Annotated in this window: 28 protein-coding genes and 1 pseudogene; 7 read left to right on the top strand and 22 right to left on the bottom strand. The window is 71.3% G+C overall.

Annotated elements, in window-relative coordinates:
• From IEY88_RS12635 to IEY88_RS12615, 5 genes are all read right to left on the bottom strand, one after another.
• Complete coding sequence (locus tag IEY88_RS12635; protein ID WP_229693318.1) at positions 1 to 1,119, bottom strand: glycosyltransferase family 2 protein; 1,119 nt, start codon at positions 1,117 to 1,119, stop codon at positions 1 to 3.
• On the bottom strand, positions 1,116 to 1,931 hold the full coding sequence (locus IEY88_RS12630) for a carotenoid biosynthesis protein (protein WP_189155399.1): 816 nt from the start codon (positions 1,929 to 1,931) through the stop codon (positions 1,116 to 1,118). Before IEY88_RS12630 ends, IEY88_RS12635 begins: the two co-directional genes overlap by 4 nt.
• A 59-nt stretch (positions 1,932 to 1,990) precedes the next feature.
• A complete protein-coding gene (locus IEY88_RS12625; protein WP_189154880.1) occupies positions 1,991 to 2,452 on the bottom strand; it encodes an SRPBCC family protein in 462 nt (153 codons plus the stop codon).
• Positions 2,453 to 2,531: 79 nt separating this feature from the next.
• A complete protein-coding gene (locus IEY88_RS12620) occupies positions 2,532 to 3,446 on the bottom strand; it encodes an NAD(P)-dependent oxidoreductase (protein ID WP_229693317.1) in 915 nt (304 codons plus the stop codon).
• An 11-nt stretch (positions 3,447 to 3,457) separates the two neighbouring features.
• Positions 3,458 to 4,876: an amidase family protein gene (locus IEY88_RS12615; protein WP_189154879.1), complete on the bottom strand. Its 1,419-nt coding sequence runs from the start codon at positions 4,874 to 4,876 to the stop codon at positions 3,458 to 3,460.
• Between the two features lie 138 nt (positions 4,877 to 5,014).
• Here IEY88_RS12615 and IEY88_RS12610 point away from each other — a divergent pair, with 138 nt between their 5' ends.
• Positions 5,015 to 6,796, top strand: coding sequence for an N-acetylglutaminylglutamine amidotransferase (locus IEY88_RS12610; RefSeq protein ID WP_189154878.1), 1,782 nt, complete (start codon positions 5,015 to 5,017; stop codon positions 6,794 to 6,796).
• A gap of 34 nt (positions 6,797 to 6,830) precedes the next feature.
• On the opposite strand, the gene IEY88_RS12605 is transcribed toward IEY88_RS12610, so the two are convergent.
• The 3 genes from IEY88_RS12605 to IEY88_RS12595 are packed head-to-tail and all read right to left on the bottom strand — an operon-like array spanning position 6,831 to position 9,216.
• A complete protein-coding gene (locus IEY88_RS12605) occupies positions 6,831 to 7,619 on the bottom strand; it encodes an MBL fold metallo-hydrolase (protein ID WP_189154877.1) in 789 nt (262 codons plus the stop codon).
• Between the two features lie 20 nt (positions 7,620 to 7,639).
• Positions 7,640 to 8,809: a zinc-dependent alcohol dehydrogenase gene (locus IEY88_RS12600; protein ID WP_189154876.1), complete on the bottom strand. Its 1,170-nt coding sequence runs from the start codon at positions 8,807 to 8,809 to the stop codon at positions 7,640 to 7,642.
• Complete coding sequence (locus tag IEY88_RS12595; RefSeq protein WP_189154875.1) at positions 8,806 to 9,216, bottom strand: hypothetical protein; 411 nt, start codon at positions 9,214 to 9,216, stop codon at positions 8,806 to 8,808. The genes IEY88_RS12600 and IEY88_RS12595 overlap by 4 nt, the downstream gene beginning before the upstream one ends.
• Before the next feature lie 144 nt (positions 9,217 to 9,360).
• On the opposite strand from IEY88_RS12595, the gene IEY88_RS12590 reads away from it, so the two are divergent.
• Complete coding sequence (locus IEY88_RS12590; protein WP_189154874.1) at positions 9,361 to 9,603, top strand: acyl carrier protein; 243 nt, start codon at positions 9,361 to 9,363, stop codon at positions 9,601 to 9,603.
• Positions 9,604 to 9,691: 88 nt separating this feature from the next.
• Positions 9,692 to 9,895 carry a DUF3040 domain-containing protein gene (locus IEY88_RS12585; protein WP_189154873.1) on the top strand — a complete coding sequence of 68 codons (204 nt, stop codon included), beginning with the start codon at positions 9,692 to 9,694 and terminating at the stop codon, positions 9,893 to 9,895.
• On the opposite strand, the gene IEY88_RS12580 is transcribed toward IEY88_RS12585, so the two are convergent.
• The 9 genes from IEY88_RS12580 to IEY88_RS12540 form a co-directional block, all read right to left on the bottom strand.
• Entirely contained in the window at positions 9,829 to 10,407 is a 579-nt protein-coding gene (locus IEY88_RS12580) for a TetR/AcrR family transcriptional regulator (RefSeq protein ID WP_189154872.1), read from the bottom strand. The genes IEY88_RS12585 and IEY88_RS12580 overlap by 67 nt on opposite strands.
• Before the next feature lie 73 nt (positions 10,408 to 10,480).
• On the bottom strand, positions 10,481 to 11,290 hold the full coding sequence (locus IEY88_RS12575; RefSeq protein WP_189154871.1) for an alpha/beta fold hydrolase: 810 nt from the start codon (positions 11,288 to 11,290) through the stop codon (positions 10,481 to 10,483).
• A gap of 49 nt (positions 11,291 to 11,339) precedes the next feature.
• Complete coding sequence (locus IEY88_RS12570; RefSeq protein ID WP_189154870.1) at positions 11,340 to 12,176, bottom strand: alpha/beta fold hydrolase; 837 nt, start codon at positions 12,174 to 12,176, stop codon at positions 11,340 to 11,342.
• 65 nt (positions 12,177 to 12,241) lie between these two features.
• Positions 12,242 to 12,769 (bottom strand): hypothetical protein, encoded by a 528-nt coding sequence (locus IEY88_RS12565; RefSeq protein WP_229693316.1) that lies wholly within the window; start codon positions 12,767 to 12,769, stop codon positions 12,242 to 12,244.
• A gap of 47 nt (positions 12,770 to 12,816) precedes the next feature.
• Positions 12,817 to 13,476 (bottom strand): response regulator transcription factor, encoded by a 660-nt coding sequence (locus tag IEY88_RS12560; RefSeq protein WP_189154869.1) that lies wholly within the window; start codon positions 13,474 to 13,476, stop codon positions 12,817 to 12,819.
• Entirely contained in the window at positions 13,473 to 14,630 is a 1,158-nt protein-coding gene (locus IEY88_RS12555; RefSeq protein WP_189154868.1) for a sensor histidine kinase, read from the bottom strand. The genes IEY88_RS12560 and IEY88_RS12555 overlap by 4 nt, the downstream gene beginning before the upstream one ends.
• Before the next feature lie 3 nt (positions 14,631 to 14,633).
• Positions 14,634 to 15,404, bottom strand: coding sequence for an ABC transporter permease (locus IEY88_RS12550; RefSeq protein ID WP_189154867.1), 771 nt, complete (start codon positions 15,402 to 15,404; stop codon positions 14,634 to 14,636).
• On the bottom strand, positions 15,404 to 16,321 hold the full coding sequence (locus IEY88_RS12545) for an ABC transporter ATP-binding protein (protein ID WP_189154866.1): 918 nt from the start codon (positions 16,319 to 16,321) through the stop codon (positions 15,404 to 15,406). The genes IEY88_RS12550 and IEY88_RS12545 overlap by 1 nt, the downstream gene beginning before the upstream one ends.
• Before the next feature lie 175 nt (positions 16,322 to 16,496).
• A complete protein-coding gene (locus tag IEY88_RS12540) occupies positions 16,497 to 17,381 on the bottom strand; it encodes an oxidoreductase (RefSeq protein WP_189154865.1) in 885 nt (294 codons plus the stop codon).
• A gap of 56 nt (positions 17,382 to 17,437) precedes the next feature.
• Between IEY88_RS12540 and IEY88_RS12535 the strand changes: the two genes are divergently transcribed.
• From IEY88_RS12535 to IEY88_RS12525, 3 genes are all read left to right on the top strand, one after another.
• Positions 17,438 to 17,659 carry a hypothetical protein gene (locus IEY88_RS12535; RefSeq protein WP_189154864.1) on the top strand — a complete coding sequence of 74 codons (222 nt, stop codon included), beginning with the start codon at positions 17,438 to 17,440 and terminating at the stop codon, positions 17,657 to 17,659.
• A gap of 14 nt (positions 17,660 to 17,673) precedes the next feature.
• Positions 17,674 to 18,306 carry an alpha/beta hydrolase gene (locus IEY88_RS12530; RefSeq protein WP_229693315.1) on the top strand — a complete coding sequence of 211 codons (633 nt, stop codon included), beginning with the start codon at positions 17,674 to 17,676 and terminating at the stop codon, positions 18,304 to 18,306.
• An 85-nt stretch (positions 18,307 to 18,391) separates the two neighbouring features.
• Complete coding sequence (locus IEY88_RS12525; RefSeq protein WP_189154862.1) at positions 18,392 to 18,817, top strand: PLAT/LH2 domain-containing protein; 426 nt, start codon at positions 18,392 to 18,394, stop codon at positions 18,815 to 18,817.
• A gap of 384 nt (positions 18,818 to 19,201) precedes the next feature.
• Here IEY88_RS12525 and IEY88_RS44145 read toward each other — a convergent pair whose 3' ends face one another.
• From IEY88_RS44145 to IEY88_RS12505, 5 genes and pseudogenes are all read right to left on the bottom strand, one after another.
• Positions 19,202 to 19,351: a hypothetical protein gene (locus IEY88_RS44145; protein ID WP_229693314.1), complete on the bottom strand. Its 150-nt coding sequence runs from the start codon at positions 19,349 to 19,351 to the stop codon at positions 19,202 to 19,204.
• 109 nt (positions 19,352 to 19,460) lie between these two features.
• Entirely contained in the window at positions 19,461 to 20,945 is a 1,485-nt protein-coding gene (locus tag IEY88_RS12515) for a putative bifunctional diguanylate cyclase/phosphodiesterase (RefSeq protein WP_373294092.1), read from the bottom strand.
• A 24-nt stretch (positions 20,946 to 20,969) separates the two neighbouring features.
• Positions 20,970 to 21,026 (bottom strand): annotated as a pseudogene (locus tag IEY88_RS45450) (hypothetical protein); the annotation flags it as partial.
• 684 nt (positions 21,027 to 21,710) lie between these two features.
• Positions 21,711 to 23,102, bottom strand: a complete 1,392-nt coding sequence (locus IEY88_RS12510; protein ID WP_189154860.1) for a hypothetical protein — start codon at positions 23,100 to 23,102, stop codon at positions 21,711 to 21,713.
• 211 nt (positions 23,103 to 23,313) lie between these two features.
• Positions 23,314 to 24,315: a hypothetical protein gene (locus tag IEY88_RS12505; RefSeq protein ID WP_189154859.1), complete on the bottom strand. Its 1,002-nt coding sequence runs from the start codon at positions 24,313 to 24,315 to the stop codon at positions 23,314 to 23,316.
• A 197-nt stretch (positions 24,316 to 24,512) separates the two neighbouring features.
• Between IEY88_RS12505 and IEY88_RS12500 the strand changes: the two genes are divergently transcribed.
• Positions 24,513 to 25,082 carry a TetR/AcrR family transcriptional regulator gene (locus tag IEY88_RS12500; RefSeq protein WP_189155395.1) on the top strand — a complete coding sequence of 190 codons (570 nt, stop codon included), beginning with the start codon at positions 24,513 to 24,515 and terminating at the stop codon, positions 25,080 to 25,082.
• Positions 25,083 to 25,101: the final 19 nt, after the last annotated feature.

Raw genomic sequence — 25,101 nt, 5'->3', positions numbered from 1 at the left:
TCAGGTGCTCCCCCGCAACGATCGTCCCTTCCACCGCAGGTCTCCCCGCCACCGCGACCACCACGACCGCGCGACCAGGGACACCAGCACTCCCACCGAGATCGGGTGGGCCAGCGCGTCCGGCCACACCCGGCCGCCCGTGCGCCGCGCGGCCACCGCACGGCCGAGGACGCCGGCGAGGTAACCGGCCGCTCCCGCCCGCGAGCCCGCCAGCGCCGCCACCGCGGGCAGCACGTACAGCCAGGCCAGCACGCCCGACAACGCCACTGCCGACACGGGACTGCCGGTCGCGGACCACAGGGACTTCGCGTAGCCCTCGCGCAGTTCCGACCACCCGTCGTACATCCGGCAGACCGCCACCGAGCTGCCGTCGGCGACGATGCCGCGACCACCACCTCGCTTGATCGCCCGCATCAGCGCGAGGTCGTCGAGCACCGCCGTGGCCACCCCGGCGAAGCCTCCGCAGCGGTGGTAGGCCTCGGTGTCCACGACGAGGAACTGACCGTTGGCGGCGGACAGCGAGGGGCGCGGCGAGCGTTCGGCGAGGCGCAGCGGCAGGAAGGTGAGCCACGACCACTGCAGCAGCGGCTGGACGAGACGGGTCGCCGGGTCGTCCGCGAGCTGCCGGGGGAAGGGCGACACGGCGTCGAGCCGGTTGTCACGCAGCAGGGCGATCGCGGCGGCCACCGCGTGCGGTGCGAGCACCACGTCGGCGTCGACGAAGACGAGCACCCGGCCCCGCGCCATCGCCGCCAGCTGTGCGCACGCATGCGGCTTGCCGGGCAGGTCCGGCGGTGGCGGTTCCCCGGTGACGACGCGGAGCCGGACGTCCCCCGCCGCGACCGAGAGGACCTCGTCGGCGGTGCCGTCGGTCGACCCGTCGTCGAGCACGACGACCTCCATCCCGGGCACGCCCTCCTGGTCGAGCAGGGACCGGATGGTCGGCGCGATGCGGTGCGCCTCGTCCCGCGCGGGGACCAGCACCGACACCTCCTCGCCGCACTCCGGCGGGTGCGCCGGCGGGACCCTCATCAGCCGCGCGTTGACCAGCACGTGCAGCAGCGAGACGGCCGAACCGGCGGCGGCACCGCGCACGGCGGCCGAGAGCCAAGGCGTCACCGATGCGCCTTCCAGACCTCGACCGCGAACGGCACTGCGACGAGCCCCATCAGCAGACCGCCGACGAGCGCACCGGACGGACGCCCGAAGAACGCGGCGTGCGCCCACACCGACGACCCGAAGGTCCACAGGTAGAGCACCGGAGCAGGTCCCACGCGCAGATCCAGCTCACGACCCGCGCTGCCCACCAGCCGGTGCAGCGCCGCCACCATCAGCGTGGCGACGAGGATCCACCCGGCGAAGTTCGTCAGCGGCACATCGTGGATTCCGGGCAGCGCCGGTTCGGGATGAGCCCACGCCCAGTGACCGGCGTCCACCATCTGCGGGTCCAGGAAGAGGTCCCAGCTGACCAGAGCCCAGGCACCGATGCCCACGACGAGCCAGGCCGGTGCACTTCCCCGCCACCGCCGCGCGAGAGCACGGCCGACGAGCAACGCGGGCCAGGACATCATCACCCAGGCCAGCGGAACCACCAGCGGCACCGTCCACAGCGCCGGCCCCAGTGTGCCCGTGTAGTCGTACTGCCCGAACGGGAATCCGGTGTGGACACCGACCGTCTCGGCGAGCAGCCCGCCTCCCCCGGCGACCACCACGAGCGCGACGGCGGCCGCCCTGCCGAAGCGGACGGCCGCGTCGCACACCGATGCCACCGCGAAGGCGGCCACGGACAACAGCGTCATCGGCAGCCGTGCGTCCGGCTCGGTCATCGAGTAGATGATCTGAGCGACCACGACGACGAGGCCGCAGACCCAGGCGGTGCCCGAGACGACCTTGGTCCGACTGCGAACCGCTGACAGGGAGACCGACGTCATGGGCACGAACTCACGCTAACCGGCGCCGACGAGCCCGGCATGACAGCGCGTGGTCAGGACTAAGCGGGACGGTCGACGTCACCGCGCCAGGCACCGGTCTCGGTGCCCCCGCGCTTCTCGACGAACGCCTTGAACCTGTCGAGGTCGCCCTGCACCCGGCGGTCGAGGATGCCGAGCTTGTCGGCGACGTTCTCGACGAAGCCCTCCGGGTCGATGTCCATCTGCACCGTGACCCGCGTGTGCTCGGCGTCGAGGCGGTGCACGGTCACCACCCCGGCGTGCTCCGGGCCCGTGTCGGAGCGCCAGGCGACCCGCTGGTCCGGGTGCTGCTCGGTGATCGTGGCGTCGAACCCCCGCGTCACCCCGGCGATGCTGACCGTCCAGCGGGTGTGGGTGTCGTCGATCTGCTCGATCCGGTCGACGCCCTCCATGAACTGCGGGAACTCGGCGAACTGCGTCCACTGGTTGTAGACGCTGGTCACGTCGGCCTCGACGTCGACGGACTTGGTGATCGTGCTCATGACGGGCGCCTCCTGCTGGTGATGTGGTGGTCACGGCCGCTCCAGCAGTACCCCTCGATTCGACTCAGAAACGATCCAATCAGGGGGTTTCAGAACGCGGGCGCAACAGCGAGCCGGCGAGCTCCTCGAGGTGCGCGATCGCCAGCAGTTCCCCGTCCACCGGCCCGAACCGGGCGGCGGCCCGCTGGTGGACCCGCGTGACCACCTGGGACAGTTCCGACGGGACGCCCCGGTCGCGGAAGAGCTCGGTGACGGCCTCCAGTTCCTCGACGCAGCGGTCCAGCCCGAACAGCGGCAGGTAGTCGCCGGAGAACACGTGCGCCAGGTCGTGCCGCAGGAACTCGCTGCCCGCGGCGCTGTCCGCCAGCAACCCGCGCAACGCCTCGACGTCCAGACCGGCCGCCTGACCGAGCAGCATCGCCTCGGCCGTCGCGACGGCCTGCCCGAACCACAGCAGGTTCACCAGCAGCTTCGCGGTGTACCCCGAGCCGGGCCCGCCCACCAGGTCCACGCGGTCGGCGATCACCTCCAGCAGCGGCAGCAGACGGCGGAACGTGCCGGCGTCCCCGCCTGCGAAGAGCCGGAGGGTGCCTGCGGCCGCCGCGTCCGGGCCGCCTCCCATGGGCGCTTCCAGGAACGCGACACCGCGGGAGCGGGCGTCCTCCTGGATCGGGCGCATCGCCAGGGGCGAGCTGCTCGTCAGGTCGAGCCACACGGCCCCGCTGGGCAACTCGCGCAACAACGACTCCGGCCCGCCCATCAGCGAACTGACCTCCGGGATGCCCGGAAGCACCGTGATCAGCACCTGCGCGTCTGCGGCGGCCGCACTCGCCGACGGTTCCCAGCGAGCGCCGCCGGACGTCACCGCTTCGGCCAGCTCGTGCCGGACGTCGGTCACCACCACGTCGAACCCTGCGGCGGCGAGGTTCGCACTGATCGGAAGGCCCATCCGGCCCGCTCCGACCAGGGCGATCCGCTCTTCTGGGATGTTCACCGGGCCTCCTTTCACGGGATCTCGGGCAGGTAGGAGGGCGTCCGGCGAGCTTGCGACACGCTCTCGAAAGCCGCCGCGAAGCCCAGCAGCGCATCGTCCGCCCCAGGCCCGCCGGTGAAGGACACGCCGATCGGCAACGGGCCCGCGAACCCGGCCGGCACGCTGATGTTCGGGTACCCCGCGACCGCCGCGGGCAGGGCCGTGCGCGGGCCGGCCGGGTCGCTGCCCCGAGCCCGCCACGCGGGCCGGTTCGTCGGCGCCATGACCACGTCCAGGCGGTGGGTGGTGATCACCTCGTCGAGGGATCGGCGGGCCGCCTCGGTCGCGGTGCGCCGCTGGTGGAGGTAGGCCGGATCGGTCAGCGGCCGGGTCTTCTCGGCGTCGTGGAACAGCTCCTGGCCGAACTTGCCCAGCTCGACCGGATCGCTCTCGTTGAACTCGATCAGCTCGCGCATCGTGCGCGGCGCGCCCGGCCTCGCGCGCAGGTACTCCTCCAGGTCGTGCCGGAACTCGGCGACCATGGCCGGCCGGTCGGCCGCGTGGATCACGTCCTGGTAGGGCAGCTCGACCTCGACCAGGTCGGCGCCGTGGTCGCGCAGGAGCTCCACCGCGGACGCCACCACCCGTTCGGCATCAGCGTCGAACCCGGCCCTGCGCCACACGCCGACTCTCGCGTGCCGCAGCGTGCCAGGGGTGAACGAGCAGGCGGCGCCTTCCATGGCCGCCTGGAGGATCGCCGCGTCCACGACGTGCCGTGCCAGCGGGCCGGCCGTGTCCCTGAGCGCGGTGATCGGCACGATGCCCGCGTTGCTGGTCCTGCCCGGCGACGGCTTGAACCCCACGACGCCGGTGTGGCCCGCCGGGGACACGATCGACCCGCTGGTCTCGGTGCCGACCGCGACCTGCGCCAGCGACGCCGCCACCGCGACGGCCGAGCCGGACGACGAGCCGCACGGCGTGCGGTCCAGCACGTGCGGGTTGACTGTCTGCCCGCCCACCGCCGACCAGCCCGACGTGGCCCACGGGGAGCGGAAGTTGCCCCACTCCGTCATGTTCGTCTTGCCCAGCACCACGGCGCCCGCCGCGCGCAGCCGTGTCACGATCTCGGCGTCGGCGCGAGGCGGCACGCTCAGCGCCCGTGAGCCGGCGGTGGTCGCCAGCCCGCTGGTGTCGATGTTGTCCTTGAGCAGCAACGGAATGCCGTCCATGAGCCCGCGTGACTCGCCGCGTGCTCGTCTGCGGTCGCTCTCCTCGGCTTGCGACAGCGCGGTCGGGTCGACGGCGAGCACGGCGCGCAGCACCGGGTCCACCTCGGTGATGCGACGAAGGTACGCGCCGGTCAGGGCGGCCGACGTGAACTCGCCGTCCGCCATCCGGCGCGCGAGCAGCGGGATGGTCGCCCGGTCGAGTTCGGCGGCCGACAGGTCCATGGGTCCCACCTTGCCAGCCCACGTCAAATGGCCGTCGTGGCCGTGCTCACACGCGAGCCGGAGCACAGCGGCACATGATCATCAGCGTTCGGGGTACCCGTTCCGCACCCTGTCAGCCGAACGCCCGAGGAGACGCCCATGTGCGGAATCGCCGGTGAGATCGTCACCGACCAGTCCGGCCGTCCGGACCGCGGCGCCGTGGAGCGCATGACGCGGACCATGTGGTCGCGCGGACCGGACGGCGACGGCCACTGGTCGGAGGGCCGGGTCGCGCTCGGGCACCGAAGGCTGTCGATCATCGACCTGTCCGACGCCGGCGCGCAGCCCATGGTCGACGACGAGCTCGGGCTCGCGGTGGCGTTCAACGGGTGCGTCTACAACTATGAGCAGCTGCGCGAGGAGCTGTCCGGCCGCTACCGGTTCACCTCGACGAGCGACACCGAGGTGATCCTCAAGGCCTACGACCACTGGGGCGAGCGGTTCGTCGAGCACCTCGTCGGCATGTTCGCGATCGCCCTGTTCGACCGGCGGCGCGACCGCGTGCTGCTGGTCCGCGACCGGCTCGGCATCAAGCCCCTCTACGTCGCGGACGTGCGGGGCCGGACGCGGTTCGCGTCCACCCTGCCGGCGCTGCTGGCGGGCGGCGGCGTCGACACCGAACTCGACCGCGTCGGCCTGCACCACTACCTGACCTGGCACTCCATCGTGCCGGCCCCGCGCACTGTCCTGCGCGGGGTGCGCAAGCTGCCTCCCGCGACGATCCGCGTGTTCGACCGCGGGCAGGAGCCGCGTGACCGCGTCTACTGGCAGCCGTCGTACACGCGGCGTCCCGAGCACGCGGACTGGACGGCGCTGGACTGGCGGCAGGCGGTGCGCGAGGCACTGCGGGTCGCGGTGCGCCGCCGCACGGTGTCCGACGTGGAGGTCGGCGTCCTGCTGTCCGGCGGACTCGACTCGAGCCTGCTGGTCGCGCTGCTCGCCGAGCAGGACCAGCGGCCCAGCACCTTCAGCATCGGCTTCACGAGCCGCGGCGACGTCGAGGGCGACGAGTTCGTCTACTCCGACGTGATCGCGCGGAAGTTCGGCACCGACCACCACCAGATCCGCATCGGTGACGAGGAGATCGCCAAGGCGGTCGAGGACACCGTGGGGGCGATGAGCGAGCCGATGGGCAGCCACGACGTCACCGCGTTCCACCTCGTGTGCCGCGAGGTCTCGAAGCACGTCAAGGTCGTGCAGTGCGGCCAGGGCGCCGACGAGGTGTTCGCCGGCTACCGCTACCACCAACCGGCAGCGGACGCGGCACGCGGTGCGGCCGCCGAGGTCCTGCGCGACGCGTTCCACGACCTGGAGCACGACGAGCTCGCGGACGTCCTCGAACCGCACTGGCTCGCGGGCCGGGACGTCAGCGGCGAACTGGCCGCGGACCACCTCGCCGTTCCCGGTGCGGACACCGCGCTCGACGCCGTCCTGCGCACGGACACCCACCTCCTGATGCCGGACGACCCGGTCAAGCGGGTCGACAACATGGCGATGGCGTGGGGGGTCGAGGCCCGCGTGCCGTTCCTCGACCAGGACCTCGTGGAGCTCGTCGCCGCGTGCCCGCCGGAGCTCAAGTCCGGCCAGAACGGCAAGGGCCTGCTCAAGGACATCGGCCGCGACCTGCTGCCGCTCGAGGTCGTCGACCGGAAGAAGGGGTACTTCCCCGTCCCGGCCCTCACGCGGCTCGACGGGGAAGTCCTCGACCTGTTGCGCGCCACCATGAACTCCCCCGCCGCACGCCAGCGAGGAGTCCTCCGCCGAGGCTACGTCGACGAACTGCTCGCCGACCCCAACGGCCGGTCCACCAAGGCGGGCGGGAACGAGCTGTGGCACCTCGGCGTGCTGGAACTGTGGTTGCAGCACCACGGGATCAGCTGAGCGGGCGAGGAGCCTGCCGATCTGACGGAGTGCGTCAGATCGGCAGGCCGAAGGTCTCCCCGCGTGCCACGACCTGGACGACGAGTCCGGCCTCCCGACGCGCGATCTCGCCGGTGAAGTCGGACAGCGGTGACTTCATGACGCCGTACTCCTCGTAGTGCACGGGCACGGTCGTCTCCGGGCCGAGCAGCTCGACCAGGTCGGCGCCCTGCCGGCCGTCCATGGTGAGCAGCAGGCCGAGCACCTTGGTGCCGCCTAGGTGCACGACCGCGAGGTCGATGCCGTCGAAGCGCTCGCGGATCTCGCGCAACGCCGGGTGCACGAGGGTGTCGCCGCTGAGGTAGATCCGGAACGGGCGCGCGCCCACCTGCCGGTACTCCAGCATGGTGCCCATCACCGGAGGCAGCACGCGGGCCAGCGGCCCGAGCGCGTGCCTGCCCGGCAGTGACGTCATCGTCAGCGTCGACGCCCCCTTCGACAGCGTGGCGGTCTCCCAGGTCCGCAACGGCGCGGTTTCCCGGAAACCGCGCCGGGACAGGCGTTTCGCCGCGTGCGGAGTGGTGAAGACGGGCAGGTCGCGGGCGAGCTCGCGGCTCGCCACCCGGTCGAAGTGGTCGCCGTGCAGGTGTGACAGCACCACGCCGTCCAGTTCCGGCAGGGCACCGATCCCGGTCGCGGGATCGGTGAGGCGGCGCGACACGACGCCCTGGCCGATGTGCGTCCACTGTCCTCTGTGGAGGAAGTTGGGATCGGTCAGCACCGTGAACGGCCCCAGCCGGAGCACGGTGGTGGCGTTGCCCACGAAGTACAGCGAGCCGGTCATGTCGTTCCTCCGGGAAGGTGTCAGAGGCGGAACACCGAGCGGACGCAGTCGTCCTCCTTCTTCTTGAACAGCTCGTACCCGCGCGCGCCCTCGCTGAGCGGCATCACGTGCGTCGCCAGGTGATCGGTGACGAGCTCGCCGGACGCGATGCGGTCCAGCAGCATCGGGATGTAGCGCTGCCCGTGCTGCTGCGCGCCGCGGACGGTCAGGCCCTTGTTCATCAACGCTCCCAGCGGGAACTTGTCGACCAGCCCGGTGAAGACGCCGAGGACGAACACCGACCCGCCCTTGCGGCAGTTGTAGATCGCCTCGCGCACGGCGATCGGGCGGTCCATCTCGAGCTTCAGCTTGCTCTTCACCTGGTCGTACACGTACTGCGGACCCGTCGAGTGCGCCTCGCAGCCGACCGCCTCGATGCACACGTCCGGACCACGGCCGCCGGTGGCCTCCAGCAGGGTGTCGCCCACGGACGTCTCGGCGTAGTTGATCGTCTCCACCCCGAACACCGACCGCGCCTGCGCCAGGCGGTACTCGAAGCGGTCGATGATCAGGACGCGTTCGGCGCCGAGCAGCTGGGCCGCCCGTGCCGCCATCTGCCCCACGGCGCCCGCGCCCCACACCGCCACGACGTCGCCCTGCTTGACGCCACCGAGGTCGGCGCCCATCCACCCGGTCGCCGCCGAGTCGGACGTGAACAGGGCGCTCATGTCGTCCACGGCCTCGGGGATCGCGATCGCGGTGTGGTCGGCGAACGGCACGCGCACGTACTCGGCGTGGCTGCCGCGGAAGCCGCCCATGGCGTGCGAGTAGCCGAAGACGCCACCGGGGTCGGAGCCCCACAGGTGCTGGGTGATCCCCGGGTTGGTGTTCGTGTTGTCGCACAACGAGTACAGCTCGTTGCGGCAGTACCAGCACCGGCCGCAGGCGATGAACGAGCACACCACCACCCGGTCACCCGGCCGGTGCTTGGTGACACCGGGGCCGACCTCGACGACCTCGCCCATGAACTCGTGGCCGATCACGTCGCCCGCCTGCATGAACGGGATGTGGCCGGTGAGCAGGTGCAGGTCCGAACCGCACACCGTGCTCAACCCGACCTTGAGGATCATGTCCTGGTCGTTCAGCAACTGCGGATCGGGAACGTCCTGCACGCGGACGTCGTTGATCCCCTCCCAGCACAACGCCTTCACAGCCTGCCTCCTCCTGCCGCCCTGCTCGTCACCAGTTGCAGCACCTTGCCCATCGGTCCCGGATGGGTGGGCGCGGTGTCGGGCCGGACCACCTCACCGGCCTCCAGCACCGACTTGGCCCGGCGCAACGCGAGCCTGACGTCGTGCGCCGACGTCCCGCCGACGGGTTTCGCCCTGAGCTCGGTGCCCTTGTCCCCCGACGCGGGCGTGATCCGGAGCTCGACCTCGTCCTTCCACCGCGTCAGGTCCTCCGGCAGTGATGCCTGCACGTCCGCCGGCGCGCGGTTCACCGTCACGACGAGCCACCGCCCGTCCGGCTGGTCGTCCGGCGCGCGTCGTCGTCGCCTGACCACGGTGACGGCGGTCGCCACACCCGCGGCCAGAAGAGCTTTTCCTGCTGTGTTCATCGTGTTCGGCCTCCCTGCAGCACGAAGGCCGTGGATACCCGGGCCGAAGCGGAACAACCGGACGCACACCAACTTCCGCGACTTCGGTTCGACGGGGTTCACCTGGGTATGACCTCGCTACCGACACACCAAGGGAGGTAAGCGATGGCCACGGGTGAGACCGGTTTCGACGACGTCACCTACGACCTGATCTCCGTGCAGTACCACGCACTCAAGGCAGGCCACGACTACGGCCAGTACGTCCGCGACGCCGACAACGCCGGCCGTCAGGACATCGCCGACTTCTTCCGCCGCGTCATGGAGGAGGACTCGGCGAGGGCCCGGCAGTGCCACCAGTTCATCAAGGAGCTGTCGGGGTCGAGCGACTCGGGACCCGCCGTCAGCTGACCAGCGGTCACGAGGACCAGTCCGGTGATCACCGCCGGCGCGGATGCCTTGCCCGCGCCGGCGGTCCCGCCGACAGCGGGAGTTCCCCGTGTCCACCAGAGAACTCCGGCGGATCGAGCACCGGCTCACGGCCGAGGACCCGGACCTGGCCGCGATCCTGAGCGCACACGGCGCCGCACCGCAGAAGTCGTACCTCCGCTGGACGCGGCCTGCACGTCGCCTGCGTCAGGTCGCGGCGTTCGACCGATTCCGCAGCAAGCCCGAGATCACGGACTCGACGAGCACGCGGTAGCTGCGGTCGACGTCACGGGGCAGTCCGAAACCGCCGGCGCTCTCCAGGCTCGTGAAGCCGTGCAGCGCCGACCGCAGCGCACGGGCGGCGTCGACCGCGTCGTCGTCGTGCAGCCCCAAGCCCGCGAGGATGTCGAAGAGAGCGCGCAACGAGTCGTCGCTGACCTGGCGGTCCTCCTCGTCACCGGGTGCCGGTGCACGAACTGACGCCACGTAGCGGCCGGGGTGGTCCAGGACCCAGCGGCGGTACGCGTCGGCGAACGCGTGGATCGCGTCCGCGCCCGCCTTGCCGACGGCCGCCCTGGCCGCGACGCCACCCAGTTCGCGCTTGGCCTGCAGGGCGATGCCGCGACGGAGTGCGTCCAGGGACTCGACGTGCCGGTAGAGCGACGGCGGTCGCACGTCGAGCCGTTCGGCGAGCAGGCCCATCGTCAGCGCTTCGAAGCCGACCTCGTCGGCGAGTTCCGCACCGGCCGCGACGACGGTGGCCGGAGCGAGGCCCGCCCTAGGCACGAGCGTTCTCGTTGAGGGAGGTCAGCATCAGGAACACCATTCGCTGGGAGTGTCGACGTGCGGCTCGATCATCTCAGGCGCCCACGTCAGTCATGAACTCGTTCAGCAGCGCGGCGAACGCTTCCGGTGTCTCCTGGTGCGGAGCGTGGCCCGCGCCTGGGATCACCTGGACCTCACCGCGCCACAACGCGGGAAAGTCGAGTTCGCGCAGGTAGTCGAGACTGACCAGCTGTTCCTCGGCGCCGTGCAGGACGGCCATCGGCCGGCGGAGTGCCGAGACGATCGCGAGCTCGTCGGCGAACCGGCCGGCACCGGCGCTGGCGCCGAGCCCGGCCCGTGCCCTGCCATCGGTGGCCAGAATGTCGGCGACGAACTCGGCGAGGTCCAATGAGGAGTCCGGCGCGGTGAAGCTCGCCGCGGCCAGCCTCGCCTCGTCCTCGCTGACCTGGTCGGTGAAGAGCGCGCCCATCGCGGGGTTGGGCAGGAACGCCTCGGCCATGTCCGCGGGCGTCGCGACCGGGGGCGCGCCGAAGACGACGAAGCCGCCCGCGTCCGGCAGGCCAGGCGCGGCCTCCATCACGATCTGTCCGCCCAGGCTCCAGCCGACGAAGACGGCGCCGGTCACACCGATCTCCTGGGCGAAGCCGGTGAGCACCGCCGCGTAACCCGGCAAGGAGTAGCCGGCGTCGTCGCGGGCCGGCTCGGACCGGCCGTGACCCGGCAGGTCCAGGGCGAGACAGCGGAACCGGGTGCCGAAGTCCTGCTGCAGCAAGGGGAGCCAGGTTCGTGCCGAGGAGGAGTTCCCGTGGACGAACACCACCGTGCGGGCATCCGCTCGGCCCGGACTCTCGACGTAGGCGATGTGCTGCCCACCGACGTTCACGTTCGACTGCTTCACCAAAAGCCTTTCTGCGGGTGTGGGCGGGCGCCCTTCAGGCGCGCGCCAGGGTCTTGGCCAGGAACGGCAAGGCGAGTGCGAGGACCTCGTCGGGCGTCTGGGCGTGCGGGTAGTGCCCGGCACCCTCGATGACCGCCAGCTCACCGAGCCCCCGGGGCAGGTCGGCGACGACCTTCTCGCCCTCCGCGCGCGGGTCGGCCCAGTCGGGATCGGCGGTGCCGACGACGACGAGGACCGGGCAGGTGACGTTGGCCAGCTGGGCGCCGGCGTCGGCGGGACTGGTCTTGCACATGGCCTGCAGGACCTTCATCCGGCCGGGCTCGCTCAGCTTGGCCTCGATGCGCGCGAGTTCGGCCTGCCAGTCCGCGGGCTTCGCCGGCATCGCGATGTCGAGGTACTTCTTCCAGCCCGTCAGGCTTCCCGCGACCAGGACCTTCGCGAGCTGGGTGTAGCCGGCGCGGTACCGCCGCACGCGCATCAGCCCGCCCAGGTCGAAGGACTGCGCGCGGGTGAACGGCGCGAGCTCGACGACGCCCGCGATCACGTCGGGCGCGGTGGCGGCGGCGATGGTCGCGGCACCGCCGCTGATGGACTGGCCGATGACCACGGCGGGGCCGCCGAGGTGGCGGGCGACGGCGACCAGGTCACCCGCGATGTCGGTGCGGCTGTAGCCGTCCCAGCCGGTGCTGGAGTCACCGCAGCCGCGGATGTCGACGTTCGCCACCCGGTAGCCCCGCGCGGCCAGCGCTGGGGCGAGGAACCGGTAGGAGTGGCGGCTGTCGCCGATGCCGTGGGCCAGCACGACGAGCGGGCCCTGCCCGGTCACGTCGTAGGCGATGGTGTTCCCGGCGATGGTCAGGTGCTCGGTCATGCCGTCCGTCCTCCAAAAGCTAATGCGATTAGCTAAAAGCTAATGGTGTTAGCTAACGCTGTCAACTACCTGCGGACGCGTCCCCACGGCTTGAAGACCGACAGCACCATCGCGAAGCTCAGGAACACCAACGCGCTTATGGCCAGGAACGCGACGAACCACATGTCCTGCAACGGCTGCTCGCCCGAGGACAGCTCGCGGATCGGGCCGAGGAACGCCAGCAGCAGCGCGCACGCCACGACGTTGAGCACCAATTTCACGGCGACCCACCGGTAGCGGACGATTCCCCACTTCGTCGCGATGCCGAGCAGCACGCCGGTGACCAGGCAGACCACTCCCGCCACGAGAGCGGCGAGCAGGAGCGGGACGACGGAGAAGTCCGCGAGCGCCTGGTAGACGACGGTCCGGTCGTCGCCCGACCTCGCCCATCCGATCGCCACGAGAACGGTGGCGGCGACGTCGACACCGATCCAGGCTCCCGCCGCCACGACGTGGGTCACCAGGATCGTCTTGCGCAGCCGGGCCGGGATGGGCCAGCGGACCCGGTTCACCGGCGCGGGCGAGGCGGTGCGTGCTGTCGTGAGAGTGCTCATGGTCGTCCTTGTCCGTGCGGTGGAAGGGGTGATGGACCGAGCGGACGTCAGGCGCGGACCAGGCCGGTCTGGTGTGCCACCACGACCAACTGGGCCCGGTCACGTGCCTGGAGCTTCATCATCGCCCGGTTGACGTGCGTCTTGACGGTGAGCGGCGAGACCACGAGCTCGTGCGCGATCTCGTCGTTGGACATGCCGCCGGCCGCCAGCGCCACGACCTCGCGTTCGCGCTGGGTCAGGGCGTCCAGGCGTTCGGGGTGCACCGGCTCGCTGGGGCGCTGGGCCAGGAACCGGCCGATCAACGCCTTGGTCGCCTTCGGTGACAGCAGTGCGTCGCCTTGTGCCACGGTGCGGATCGCGGCCTGCAGTTCGGAGGCGTCGACGCCCTTGCCGAGGAAACCACCGGCTCCCGCCTCGATCGCCTGGGCCACGTGGTCGTCGATCTCGAACGTGGTCACCACCAGGACCTTCACGCCGTCGAAGTTCTCGTCGGCGGTGATGCGGCGGGTGGTCTCCAGTCCGTCCAGACGGGGCATCCGGATGTCCATGACCACGACGTCGGCGCGGCTCGTGCGCAGCTGGGCGAGCACTTCCAGCCCGTCGGCCGCCTCACCCACGACCTCGAGGTCCGGGGCGGAGTCGATGAGCACGCGGAACCCGGCCCGGATGAGCGGCTGGTCGTCGGCGAGCAGGACGCGGATGGTCATGGGTTCTTCCCGAGGGGCAGGGTGACGTGGACGTGGAAGGTGTCGCCGGGTCCGGGCCCGGTGCGGGCCGTGCCCCCGACGGCGCCGGCTCGTTCCCGGATGCCGATCAACCCGAGGCCCGAGCCGTCCGCGGAAGCGTTGCGGCCACGGGGGTTCACGACCTGCAGCACCAGGTCGGCGGGCGTGTAGGTCACGGACAGGTGCGCGGTGCCGTTCCCGTGGCGGTGGACGTTGGTCAGCGCCTCCTGGATCACCCGGTAGGCGACCAGGTCGACGGTCGCGGGCAGCGGTCGCGGCTCCCCTGCCGAGGTCCAGCGCAGTTCCAGACCGGAGTGCCGGAACGTCTCGACCAGCGGCCCCAGCAGGTCCATGCCGGGGGCGGGTTCGGCCGGTCCGTCCGGCTCACCGGCCCCGCGCAGCACGCCGAGCAGGTCGCGCAGTTCGTCCAGGACGGAGCGGCTCGACCGGCGGACGTGGTGCAGCGCCTCGGCGGCGGCGTCCGGCTGGGAGGTGATCAGGTGTTCGGCCACGGCGGCCTGCACGTTGATCACGGAGATGTGGTGCGCCACCACGTCGTGCAGCTCGCGAGCAATGTGCAACCGCTCCTCCGCCACCCGGCGCCGCGCCTCCTCCTCGCGGGACCGCTCCGCCCGCACCGCCCGTTCCTCGATCGCGGCGATGAACGCGCGCCTGGTGCGCACCGCCTCGCCCGCCGCCGCGGCCATGCCGATCAGGGTGAAGCGACCGAGGTCCTCCCACGCCGAACCGGGCGAGCTGGTCACGATCGCGACGGCCGATACCGCCAGCAGAACACCGGCCGCTGACGCTCGGCGCTTCGTCCACCGATCGGTGTGCACGGTGAAGGTCGCCACGGCCAGCGGAACCAGGAACGGTTCCAGGTCCGCTCCCAGGGCCGTCGCGGTCGCCACTCCGAAAGCCGTGACCCCCAATGTCCACAGTGGCCGCTTGCGGCGCACCGCCAGGCTGGCCGTGACCACCGCCAGCAGGCCGGGCAGCGGAGGAATGCGGATGTCCAGTGCGGACTCCGCGCCGTCCGCCGCGCTCAGGCCGAAGATCACGACGTAGATCACCGCCGCGCTCACCGCGTCCACAACGCGGGGATGCTTTCGCGTCCACGAAAGGATTTTCTCCATCGCTTACACGTCGCGGCGGCGCAACAGCACCGCGGCGGCGAGCAGGGGAACGACGACCCAGGCCGAGAACACCGCGGCACCGGCCGGCGCGCCGAGCAGCCCGGGAGCCGGGGCGACCTGGGTGAACGCCTCCGCCGCCGAGGAAGGCAGGAACTTCACCGCGTTGTCCCGCCACGAGGCCGGCAGGAGAAGACCGCCGAGTCCTGGTGCGAGGAAGACGAGGAAGACCAACGTGGACACCGCGCCCGCGGTGGTGCGCAGGAGTGCCCCGAGCGCGAGACCGAGGACCGCGACACCGGTCATCGTGACGGCCGACCCCACCACCGCGCCGAGCACACCGGCGTCACCGATCCTCGCGGTGGGCAGGCCGGCGTTGCCCATGACGACCTGGCCGGCGAAGAAGACGACGAAAGCGCTCGCCAGCACGGCCGGGAACACGGTGCCGACGAGCACGGCGACTTTGCCCGCGAGCACCGGCAACCGTGAGGGCACGGCCGTCAGCGTCGGCTTGATCATGCCGGTGGCGTACTCGCCGGACATCAGCAGCACGCCCAGCACACCCGTCAGGAGCTGCGCGAAAATCGCGCCACTCAAGGTGATGCCGGCCGGGTCGGTCACCCCGTCGGCACCGTCGGAGTCGGTGCCGATCGTGGCGGCGAAGACCAGCCCCGCCACGATCATCGTCAGCGCCGCGCCCAGCACCGCGAAGCCGCTGGACCGCACCGAGCGCAGCTTCACCCACTCGCCGCGCACCACACCTCCGAAGGTGGTCATCAGGCCACCTCCCCGAGCGAGGCGCCCCGGTACTCGACGACGTCCCGGGTCAGGTCCGCGTAGGCCTCCTCGAGCGACGCCTGCTGCGGGGTCAGCTCGAACAACGGGATTCCGGCCCGCAGCGCCCGTGCCGCGATGTCCTCGACGGACAGGCCGATCACGTCGAGCACGTCGCTGGTGACCGAACTGATCCGCACACCGTTCCCGCTCAGCACCTCGACGAGCTCGCTGGTGCGGGGCGAGCGGACGTGCACACCGCGCTCGACCGAGGTGATCAGCTCCGCCATCGGCACGTCCGCGACGAGCCTCCCGCGTCCCACCACGACCAGGTGGTCGGCGGTCAAAGCCATCTCGCTCATCAGGTGCGAGGAGACGAACACCGTCCGGCCCTGCGCGGCGAGGTCCTTGAGCAGGTGCCGGATCCACCGGATCCCGTCCGGGTCGAGGCCGTTGACCGGCTCGTCCAGCACGACCGTGCGCGGGTCGCCCAGCAGCGCGACCGCGATGCCCAGCCGCTGCCCCATGCCGAGCGAGAAGCCGCCGGCCCGACGCCTCGCCACCTCGGTGAGGCCCACGACCTCCAGCACCTCGTCGACCCGCCTGGCGGAGATGCCGTGCGTGGCACCGATGGCCAGCAGGTGATCACGAGCCGAGCGGCCGGGGTGCACCGCGCGGGCGTCGAGCAGCACCCCGATCTCCCGCAACGGGGCGCGGTGCTCGCGGTAGGGCTTGCCGTTGACCCTGGTGATGCCCGAAGAGGGTGCGGCGAGACCGACGAGCATTCGCATCGTGGTCGTCTTGCCCGCGCCGTTCGGACCGAGGAATCCGGTGACGATTCCGGGTTGGACGGTGAAGGAAAGCCCGTCCACCGCGGTCTTCGGCCCGTACCGCTTGCTGAGGTCCACCACCTCGATCATCGTTCTCTCCCAAGGGGTTCGTCTGTGTTGCACACAGATTCACCGCTCAGGACACAAAGATCGTCCTACTGACGCAGGTAGCTGAATACTGCAGCCGCAGTATATGCAGAGGAAACCGCCGGAAATGCATCTCGCAATTGCCGAATGGTAAATCAGCAATTAACCAGAACGCACTTCACAGCGGGAAGGTCACTCCGGTGAGCCGTTCCGACGTCTCCCACAGCCGCCGCGCCATGACCGGGTCGCTGGCCGCCGCCGACCGGCCGACCAGCGCGGGGTGCCCGTGCAGCTCGAACCGCCCGTCCGGGCCGACGTAGCTCGCGCCCGGCAGGTCCTGGGTCGCCGCGTACAACGACGGCAGCGCGCCCTGCTCCTCGGTCTGCGCGAGGTACCGCCCTGCCACGTGGACGATCTTGACGAGGTGCCGGTTGCGGCCCTTGGTGCCCAAGTTGGACGCCGTGTAGCCGGGGTGCGCGGACAGCGCCCGCACGGACGACCCGGCCTCGCGGCAGCGCCGTTCCAGCTCCAGCGTGAACAGCAGGTTCGCGAGCTTCGAGCGGCCGTACCCCTTCACCGCGGTGTAGCCGGTGCGGGCGAGGTCGAGGTCGTCGAGATCGAGCACGCCCGCCTTGTGCGCACCGGAGGCCACGGTCACCACGCGGTCGGTGATCGAGGGCAGCAGCAGGTTGGTCAGCGCGAAGTGGCCGAGGTGGTTGGTGCCGAACTGCAGCTCGAACCCGTCGGCCGTGCGACCGAACGGGGTCATCGCCACCCCGGCGTTGTTGACCAGGGCGTCGATCCCGCCCTGCCAGCCCTCGGCGAACGCGCGCACCGACGCGAGGTTCGCGAGGTCCAGCTCCCGGACCTCGGTGGTACCCCGCATCACAGCCGCCGCCCGCTCGCCGGCGGCGACGTCGCGCACCGCGAGCACCGTGCGCGCCCCTGCCGCGGCGAAGGCGGTCGCCGTGCCACGCCCCACCCCGCTCGCCGCACCGGTCACCACGACGGTGCGGCCGGTCATGTCGGGAAGGTCCGCGGCGGCCCACCGGTGTTTCGTCATGATCGCCAGCTTAGGCGGTTCGATCCGTCGACCCCTCGGACGACGAACGAACCGGTGTGAACCTCAGCGACCGGATCACCGCGGCCACGATGCACGCCACCGCACGCTGGACCGTGCGCTACGGCGAGGTGCTCCGCTTCGCGGGCTCGGACCTGCCCCGGCCCAGGGCCGTCCGGGTGCCCACCCGGCACGGACGCGTCCGCGTGCACGTCTACCGCCCGCACTCCGAGCCGGTGCCCGGCGCCGCGCACGTCCACTTCCACGGCGCGCGTTCCTGATGCGCTACCCGTTCATGGACGACTGGTGGTGCCGCTACCTCGCCGCGACGGCCGAGGTCCTCGTGCTCAACGTCGACTTCCGCGCCGCGCCGTACGTCACCTATCCCGTCGCCCACCACCAATGCCACGACGTCGCGGCGTGGGCCGCGGCAGGCGGAGGCGACCTGCACCTCGACGGCGACCGGATCTCGGTCGGCGGGTTCTCCTCCGGAGGCAACCTGGCGGCGTCGGTGAGCCTGCAGGCCCGTGACGGCGGACGCTGGCTGCCCGCGTTGCAGGTGCTCGGGATTCCCGTGCTCGACTTCGGCCACGAGCCCGCCGACGAGCCGGGGATGATCACGCCGGAACTGCGCGGGCTGGTGCGCCGCACCTACTTCCCCGACGCCGCCGGCCGCCTGGAGCCGTGGGCTTCCCCTTTGCTCGCACCAGATCTGTCCGGCCTCCCGCCCGCCGTGGTGCTGACCGCCGAGCGCGACGTGCTCCGCCACGACGGCCGGCGCTACACCGCACGCCTGCGCGAGGCCGGTGTACCGGTGCTCCACGACGAAACCCCCGGCACCGACCACTACTTCCTGACCGAGGCCCCCGTCCGTGCCCGCACCACCATGGCGATGGTCGCCGAGTCCGTCCGCGCGGCGGTGTCCTGAGCTCGGCCGCCGAACGACCGCCACGCGACCACCGGGCCCCGGCACGGTATCGGCGTCACGACACGCGTCGACAGGAAGAGAGAAGATGAAGATCCGCACTGTGCTGCTCTCCGCGGCACTGGCCGTTCTCGGCTCGCTCACGGCGGTCGTCCCCGCCTCCGCCGCCGATGGCATCAGCACCTACTACCTCACCTTCCGCACCGGCAACCTGACGAACGCGGACACCGAGGACCCGGTCCGGGTGACGATGTTCGGCACCGAGGGCAAGTCCGACCCGATGCAGTTCGACCGGGACTTCCGCCGCGGCGAGACGTGGACGTCCGGACCGCACCGGCACCCGTCCTTCGGCACCATCGGCTACATCAGCCTCGGCAAGGGCGGCCGGGAGTCCGACGCCTGGTACTCCGAGTACGTCGCCATCCACGAGGAGAGCACCGGCAGGGTCTACCACTGCGCGGTCAACGAGTGGTTCCCGCAGAGCAGCCTGACGCGGTACTACGCCTGCTCGTGAGCTGAGCACCCGGTGCGGGCGGACTCCCGCCCGCACCGGGTGGCGCCGGTGTCCGCTCCGCTACGCCCGCGTCCGTCCGATGTAGACGTTGCGAGCGCGGTAGACCGTCTCCGCGGTCGGCCCCGGGCTGCCCGACGAGCCCTCCATCTGCAGGTTGAGGATCAGCAACAGCGGTTTGCCCGCGAAGTTCCTCCCCGTGTGCTTCGCGATCCACCTGCCGTCGCGCCGGAGTGGTAGCGGATGGGCAGGTGCGGGTCGGCGCTGCTGTTGCCTCGTTCCACGAGATCCGCGTGGCCTTCACCATGAGCACGCCGCCCGACAACGACACGTGGTTGTGGTCGTGGCGCTCGCGTACATGCGGGCGGTGCCGTTGTGGTCGGAACCTCACGGGTACCGGTAGTTCCACTCCGACTCCAGCGCGCCGTGGCCGCCGAAGGAACCCGGCCCGATCACGTCCTCCCACACGGCGGCCCGCGCGGGACTCGGGAGGCCGCTCATGAGCACGAGCACGAGTCCGGTCGCCGCGATTCTCATGGATCGCACCGTGGGGCAGGGAGTTGCTGCGGCGCGACGACTTCCGCGATTCGACCGCCGTTCGACTCGAATCCGTCGGGGTCGGTGGCGTGTGGCCGTGGAGCGGAGGTCACCAGCCCGGGGACGCCGCCGACGAGTGCGCGTGCCAGCTCGCCGCGTCCGCCGGCCTGCCGAAGAGGTAGCCCTGCGCGTAGGAACAGCCGGCGTCGCGGAGCCAGTCGGCCTGCTCCGGTGTCTCGATCCCCTCGGCGACGGTCTTCGCGCCCAGCACGTCTGCCAGCGCGATGATGCACCGGATCACGCCCTCGGTGCGCCCGTTGCGGCCGAGGGCGCCGGTGAACGAGCGGTCGATCTTCACGACGTCGAACGGGTAGCGCTGCAGGTAGCTCAGCGACGAGTAGCCGGTGCCGAAGTCGTCCAGCGCCACGCGGATCCCCGCGTCCCGCACGGACACCAGGGTCCGCATCGCCGGCTCGTCCGCCCACACGCTCTCGGTCACCTCGATGGTCAACCGGCTCGGCGCCAGCCCCGCGGTGGTGATCACCCGTTCCAGCCGCGGCAGGAAGCCGGGGGTCGCCAGTTCGCGCGTGGAGACGTTCACCGTCACCCCCAGGCACCGGCCCTCCGCGTGCCAGCGCACGGCCTGCTCGCTCGCGGCCTGGAGCACCTTCTCTCCGAGCGGCACGATGAGGCCGGTCTCCTCGGCCAGGCCGATGAACGCGTCGGGACCGAGCAGCCCCACACCGGGACGCTGCCAGCGGACCAGTGCCTCGGCGCCGGCCACCGCGCTCGTCGCCAGGTCGACGATCGGCTGGTAGTGGACGACCAGCTCGCCACCCTCGATCGCGGCGCGCAGGTCCGTCCTGTCGCGTTGCCGGGCGAGCGCCTGCTCCCCCATCTCCTGGCGGAACATCCGCACCCGGTTCCCGCCGTCCCGCTTCGCGACGTACATCGCGGTGTCCGCGTCCCTGAGCAGGTCGGCCACGCCCGCGCCGGTCTGCGAGACCGCGGCACCGACGCTCGCCGCGAACGGCTGCGCGGCACCGTTCAGGCTCGACAGCACGGACTTCGCGAGCCGCACGGTGTCCCGGACGTCGAAGCCGGGCGCGAGCACCGCGAACTCGTCACCACCGAGCCGTCCCGCGACGGCCTTGGGCGGTAGTGCGGATCTCACGCGGCCGGCCGCGGCCTCGATGTACCGGTCGCCCACCTCGTGGCCGTCGGCGTCGTTGACGTCCTTGAACCTGTCCAGGTCCACGACCAGCAGCCCGACGACGGGTTCGAGGGCCATCGCGTCCCGCACGAGGTGCAGGAAGTGCGCCCGGCTGGCCAGGCCGGTCAACGCGTCGCGCTCCGCCCGGTCGCGCAACGCCTCCTCCCACTCCCGGCGCCCGCTCACGTCCACGGCGGCGACCACCACGTGATCAGGCCCGGCGTCCTGTTCGACCGGACCGGTGTGCACGGACAGCACCACCCCGTCGCGCGGCTCCACCTCGACCGCGCGCCCCGCGCACCCCTCGCGGCACTGGATGATGCCGACGCCGTGCGGGCACAGCACCGTGCTCGCCTCGACGTCGTCGTCCCAGCCGAACATCTCCCGGGCACGGAGGTTGTGCAGCAGCGGAGTTCCCCGCTCGTCGAGGACGGCCAGCCCGACCGGACTCGCCTGCAGCACCGCCCCCACCGTCCTGCGGGCGGCTGCTGCGCGCGGACCGCACGCACCGTCTCGTGCAGCGCGAACGTCCCGATCACCAGGCCCAGCAACGGCATCACCCCGGCCATCACCACGCCCGGATCGACCCGGTCGAGCCGCGACAACGACACGCACAGCCCTCCCACGTAACCGCCCAGGCTGACGAGCGACCTCACCGGATACCGCCCCGGACCGCCGTGCAACGCGCGCCGCGTCGTCGTGCCGAACAGGAACGCGAGCACCGGCTGGGCGTTCGGGAGGACCACCACCGCGCCCGCCGTGACCACGCCTTCGGCGACCGCGACCGCCCAGCCGTCGTGACGCGGCCACCACAACCACGTCCCCACCACGAGCACGACCACCGCGGCCAGCGGGAAGCGGACGATCCCGTCACCGGCGAAGACGAGGTTGCCGGCCAGTGCGGCGGCACCGAGCCAGGCGAACACGTTGGTGAGCGATCGAACCGTGCGCACCGAAGCACGGGTCGCGCGGCTCACCGACCCGTCGACCAGCCCCGTTGCCGTCGCACTGGAACGGTGCGAACCTGCCACGGCCCGATGCCCCCATGGATTCGACGTAGCTCGGCTGTACAGCCCAACAAAATGTGCACTATCTGCCGAAAACCAGTCACCGTACAGCCGCCGTTCGGGTACCGAGCAGCTCGGCTCAGCCGGAGCCGGTCTCCCTCGCCCGCAGCCACCCCGGCTCCGTGATCGTCCACGCCGGTTCCCGCCGCCATCGGCCGAGCACGTCACACGGCTGCCACGGCGCGTCCGGGTGCTCACGCGTCGCCTCGCCGGCCGGCGACCAGCGGATGAACCTCATGAAGCCCGGTTCCCCGTTGACGATCTGGAAGTAGCGGGTCTCACCGGACAGCCGTGCCGCGATCGCGTGCAGGTCGGCCGCGCCGATCGGCTTCGTGACGAGGCTCAGCGGCCCGCTGGTCGGCAGCCATTCACCGGCGCGCAGGAACAGCTCCCACCGCGGTGCGGAGTCCGCGGGGCAGCGGATCAGCGAGACGGCCCGGCCCGCGTCCGCGGCGTCGCGCAGCGAGTCCAGCACGGCGAAGTAGTAGTGGCCGTCGACGGGCCGGGCCTCGCGGCGGGCGAGGCGCAGACTGAGCCGCAGGAAGAGGCGGTAGGCCTCGAAGTCGGTCAACGGCAGGCTGACGCCCTCGCTCTCGGGGACCGGCTCGCGGGAGATCCCGATCGCCGAGTCGAGGTCGAGCACGTCGACCTGGCGCTGGAACGTGGCGTAGCCGCCGGTCAGCTTGGCGCGGTCCTGGTCCCTGCGGAAGCAGACGAGTGCGGCCATGACCCTGACCGCGTAGTCGTACGGCACCTCCTCGGCCGCCGCGATCGGGTCCTGCTGGGCCCTGCTCACGAGCTCGCCCGGCGCGAACTCGCCCTTGTCGTCGTCGAAGACCATCTCCTGCACCGAGGCACTGGCGCTGCGGGACCTCGCGGCCACGGCGGCCGGGTTGCCGTTCACCGTGATCACGTAGTGGCGCAGGGCCTCGTTCGCCCACCACGCGTCGAGCCGCTGCCTGAACTCCGCCGCCTCCTGCGCGCTGATCGCGACGTAGTCGCCCTGCATGTCCTCGCCGCGGTCGACGTCGTGGGGACGGTCGGTGTCCTCCCACGTGTTGTGTCCCATGTACTCCTGGTCGCCGTAGTACTCGGGGCGCCGGATGAGCGCGTGCGCTTTGCGGAGGTCGAGGACGTCCACCGTCTGGCGGAAGTAGGCGAAGTACTTGTAGTCCGCGAACTCCGAGAGATGTGTCCGGGCGCGGACCACCTGGACCATCTCGACGAGGAAACCGTTGGCGTAGCCGACGTTCGCGGGTTTCGCGGTCCACGTCGGCTCGCTGGGAACCCGGCTCAGCAGGGTCGACGGCTCCCAGCGCAGCTCGTGGGTGAAGGCTTCTTCGACGCCACCGGTCAGGCGCACGACGGCGAGCGGAAGTGCTTGTCCCGCAACGAGGATGATGGTGTACGTGACGTTCGGGTCCTCGTCGCCCGCGTAGAAGTCGCGGAGACCCCAATCAGAGTCGAACATGTGAACCGCCCCCCAGGGTGATCTTTTGGGGAGTCTACGACAGGGAGGCGCTCGCGGGACAGGTTTCGCACGAGATCACACCCAGCCGGACAGCGGCAACCCAGAGTACACAGTGGAGGGTCGCCTGCGGCTGCGGCAGAAGTGGGAGCGCTTCGGCCCCAACGCCTCTGCGGTCATCTCCTACCTGGACCAGGTCGGCTGAGCGGCCTCGTCAGGCCGAGCCGAGGGGAACCTGCACCCGCACGTCGTGGAGTCCGGCGAGGGGCCAGGCGATCACGAGGTCGAGCACGTCGTGGTCCGGGCGCTTCAACGTGAACTCCTGGATGGACGAGAAAGCCTGGTCGCCGCCGGAGGCCCCCCGGTCGCCCGACCGGACCCAGACGGCCTCGTGTCCCCGGATGATCGCCACTGAGGCGCCAGGACCTGCCGCCCGCGCCTGGGCCGGGTCGTCCACAACAGGTTCGGCACGTCTCGAAAGGTCGAAGGCCACGGCGTTGATCCTGTCGGCGGGATCGCCCTTGGCGACGCAGAGCAGTTCCATGGACAGCAGCGAGTCCGTGGCGGCCAGTCGCGTGAGCACGACGGCCGCGTGATCGTCGCGGTGCAGCACCCGTGGCGCCGCGACGCTCGTGCCCGTCTCGAGGTCGACCGCGTCGTAGCTCGGGTCGGCGCGGTGGGTGAGGCCTTCCGGCAGGGGCCGGACGTCCAGTGGCGCCTGCCAGATCGAGGTGGTGGCCTGCTCGACGGTGTCGCGGTCGGGCAACGGCAGGGTGAGGACCACTTCCGGGAACCCGATCTCCGGCCACGCGAGCACGAGTGACATCCGGCCGAACGCCGGCGGGAACCGGAACGCGGCGCGGTAGCTGGGACCGGACGAGCTGAGGAAGTGGTCGCCGCCGTTCGACGAGTAGGAGGTGGCGAACTCCCAGTGCGCCCGGCCGTCGTCATCGAGCCAGCCGACGCGCAGGTCCATGCCCTCGTCCCACGCCGGCAGCAACCTGCGGGGCGCGACCGGCGGGCCCGCGAGCCCTGCACGGATGTCCTGCTGCCGTTCGGTCGCGCTGCGGCGGTCCAGCGGGCGGCGGGCCAGCAACTCGATCTCCAACCCCGAGAGCCGGGACAGCGCGCGCACGACGCCTACGGTCAGCTCCGGTCGTTGCATGAGAAAGCCGCCTGGATGTGCCACGGCCCCCAGGAATTCAGTCGTGTCCACCGCTTCACCATCCCACGGTCTCCTCGCGTGCCGCAGCGGTCAGGAGTGCGTGCCGCCGATCGGACCATCGACGTCACGAGCCGTGAAGGACTCGCTCGTGGGGCACACGACACCGAACCCATTTGACGGAGTGAGCGCTCACTCCGCACACTGGAGGCATGACACCAGCATCCGAAGCCCGGCGACGAGCGCCGAGCATGAGCGCCGAGGACCGGCGCGCGATGATCGTGCACGCCGTGCTGCCGCTCCTGATCGAGCACGGCGCGAACGTGACGAGCAGCCAGATCGCCCGCGCCGCCGGCATCGGCGAAGGCACCATCTTCCGTGCGTTCAAGGACAAGGACGAGCTGTTCGACGCCTGCACCGCCGAGGCGCTGCGGCCCGACCACGTGCTCGACGCGATCGCCGAGATCCCCGTCGACCAGCCCCTGGAGGATCGGCTCGTCGAGGCCGCCGAAGCACTCGGCGCGCACCTCGAGCGGATGGGCGCGCTGATGGGCGCCCTGCACGCGTCCGGCCGGGTCAAGCACCGCGAGCCCGGACAGCGCGGCAGGGGCGGGCGCCGTGAGTCGATGGCCGCCATCCGCGGGGCGATGGTCGAGCTGTTCACGCCCGGGGAGGACCGGCTGCGGCTGCCGCCCGAGCAGCTCGCGTCCCTCTTCCTGACCCTGCTGTTCGGCGGCCGGCGACTGGCCTCGGACGTCGACGCGCCCACCACGCGCCAGGTGGTCGACTTCTTCCTGCACGGCGCCGTGGAGGCTGGATGATGCCGGGCGGAGGTGGCGG

This window comes from Lentzea pudingi (assembly GCF_014646255.1).
GTDB classification, from domain to species: domain Bacteria; phylum Actinomycetota; class Actinomycetes; order Mycobacteriales; family Pseudonocardiaceae; genus Lentzea; species Lentzea pudingi.
This window is presented reverse-complemented; position numbering and strand designations above follow the sequence as displayed.

What these genes read in the sequence shown, in the direction of transcription:
- IEY88_RS12630 (WP_189155399.1), bottom strand. Translation starts at nt 1,931, where the DNA reads ATGACGTCGGTCTCCCTGTCAGCGGTTCGCAGTCGGACCAAGGTCGTC.
- IEY88_RS12625 (WP_189154880.1), bottom strand. Translation starts at nt 2,452, where the DNA reads ATGAGCACGATCACCAAGTCCGTCGACGTCGAGGCCGACGTGACCAGC.
- IEY88_RS12615 (WP_189154879.1), bottom strand. Translation starts at nt 4,876, where the DNA reads ATGGACCTGTCGGCCGCCGAACTCGACCGGGCGACCATCCCGCTGCTC.
- IEY88_RS12610 (WP_189154878.1), top strand. Translation starts at nt 5,015, where the DNA reads ATGTGCGGAATCGCCGGTGAGATCGTCACCGACCAGTCCGGCCGTCCG.
- IEY88_RS12605 (WP_189154877.1), bottom strand. Translation starts at nt 7,619, where the DNA reads ATGACCGGCTCGCTGTACTTCGTGGGCAACGCCACCACCGTGCTCCGG.
- IEY88_RS12595 (WP_189154875.1), bottom strand. Translation starts at nt 9,216, where the DNA reads ATGAACACAGCAGGAAAAGCTCTTCTGGCCGCGGGTGTGGCGACCGCC.
- IEY88_RS12590 (WP_189154874.1), top strand. Translation starts at nt 9,361, where the DNA reads ATGGCCACGGGTGAGACCGGTTTCGACGACGTCACCTACGACCTGATC.
- IEY88_RS12570 (WP_189154870.1), bottom strand. Translation starts at nt 12,176, where the DNA reads ATGACCGAGCACCTGACCATCGCCGGGAACACCATCGCCTACGACGTG.
- IEY88_RS12565 (WP_229693316.1), bottom strand. Translation starts at nt 12,769, where the DNA reads ATGAGCACTCTCACGACAGCACGCACCGCCTCGCCCGCGCCGGTGAAC.
- IEY88_RS12560 (WP_189154869.1), bottom strand. Translation starts at nt 13,476, where the DNA reads ATGACCATCCGCGTCCTGCTCGCCGACGACCAGCCGCTCATCCGGGCC.
- IEY88_RS12555 (WP_189154868.1), bottom strand. Translation starts at nt 14,630, where the DNA reads ATGGAGAAAATCCTTTCGTGGACGCGAAAGCATCCCCGCGTTGTGGAC.
- IEY88_RS12550 (WP_189154867.1), bottom strand. Translation starts at nt 15,404, where the DNA reads ATGACCACCTTCGGAGGTGTGGTGCGCGGCGAGTGGGTGAAGCTGCGC.
- IEY88_RS12545 (WP_189154866.1), bottom strand. Translation starts at nt 16,321, where the DNA reads ATGATCGAGGTGGTGGACCTCAGCAAGCGGTACGGGCCGAAGACCGCG.
- IEY88_RS12540 (WP_189154865.1), bottom strand. Translation starts at nt 17,381, where the DNA reads ATGACGAAACACCGGTGGGCCGCCGCGGACCTTCCCGACATGACCGGC.
- IEY88_RS12530 (WP_229693315.1), top strand. Translation starts at nt 17,674, where the DNA reads ATGGACGACTGGTGGTGCCGCTACCTCGCCGCGACGGCCGAGGTCCTC.
- IEY88_RS12525 (WP_189154862.1), top strand. Translation starts at nt 18,392, where the DNA reads ATGAAGATCCGCACTGTGCTGCTCTCCGCGGCACTGGCCGTTCTCGGC.
- IEY88_RS44145 (WP_229693314.1), bottom strand. Translation starts at nt 19,351, where the DNA reads ATGAGAATCGCGGCGACCGGACTCGTGCTCGTGCTCATGAGCGGCCTC.
- IEY88_RS12515 (WP_373294092.1), bottom strand. Translation starts at nt 20,945, where the DNA reads ATGTTCGGCTGGGACGACGACGTCGAGGCGAGCACGGTGCTGTGCCCG.
- IEY88_RS12510 (WP_189154860.1), bottom strand. Translation starts at nt 23,102, where the DNA reads ATGTTCGACTCTGATTGGGGTCTCCGCGACTTCTACGCGGGCGACGAG.
- IEY88_RS12500 (WP_189155395.1), top strand. Translation starts at nt 24,513, where the DNA reads ATGAGCGCCGAGGACCGGCGCGCGATGATCGTGCACGCCGTGCTGCCG.